The organism is Achromobacter sp. SIMBA_011 (assembly GCF_046535435.1).
GTDB classification, from domain to species: Bacteria; Pseudomonadota; Gammaproteobacteria; order Burkholderiales; family Burkholderiaceae_B; genus Achromobacter; species Achromobacter dolens.
Map to the genome: position 1 here is coordinate 1 of NZ_JAWRWN010000036.1, position 585 is coordinate 585.

At 62.9% G+C, this 585-nt stretch carries 1 protein-coding gene; it reads right to left on the bottom strand.

Annotation, left to right across the window (positions count from 1 at the left end; genetic code table 11):
- Positions 1–9: 9 nt before the first annotated feature.
- A partial coding sequence (locus SB816_RS29765; RefSeq protein WP_410547962.1) for an amino acid ABC transporter ATP-binding protein occupies positions 10–585 on the bottom strand: 576 nt, incomplete at its 5' end.

The following is a 585-nucleotide window of genomic DNA, read 5'->3' on the forward strand; positions in this document are numbered from 1 at the left end:
CGCCCGGCCTCAATGCAGGATCTGGCTCAGGAACAGCTTGGTGCGCTCGTTCTGCGGGTGGTCGAAGAACTCGTCCGGGCTGTTCTGCTCGATGATCTCGCCGCGGTCCATGAAGATGACGCGGTTGGCGACCTTGCGCGCGAAGCCCATTTCGTGGGTCACGCACAGCATCGTCATGCCGCTTTCCTGGGCCAGGTTGACCATCACGTCCAGCACTTCCTTGACCATTTCCGGGTCCAGCGCCGAGGTCGGCTCATCGAACAGCATGATCTTGGGGCTCATGCACAGCGAACGCGCGATGGCCACGCGCTGCTGCTGGCCGCCCGAGAGCTGGCCGGGGAATTTCTTGGCCTGGTCCGGGATGCGCACGCGCTCCAGGTATTTCATGGCCGTGGCCTCGGCTTCGGCGCGCGGCTTCTTCAAGACCCACATCGGGCCCAGCGTCAGGTTCTCCAGCACCGTCAGGTGCGGGAACAGGTTGAAGTGCTGGAACACCATGCCGACGTCCTTGCGGATGGTCTCGATGTGCTTGAGGTCATTGGTGAGCTCCGTGCCGTCCACGATGATGTGGCCTTTCTGGTGCTC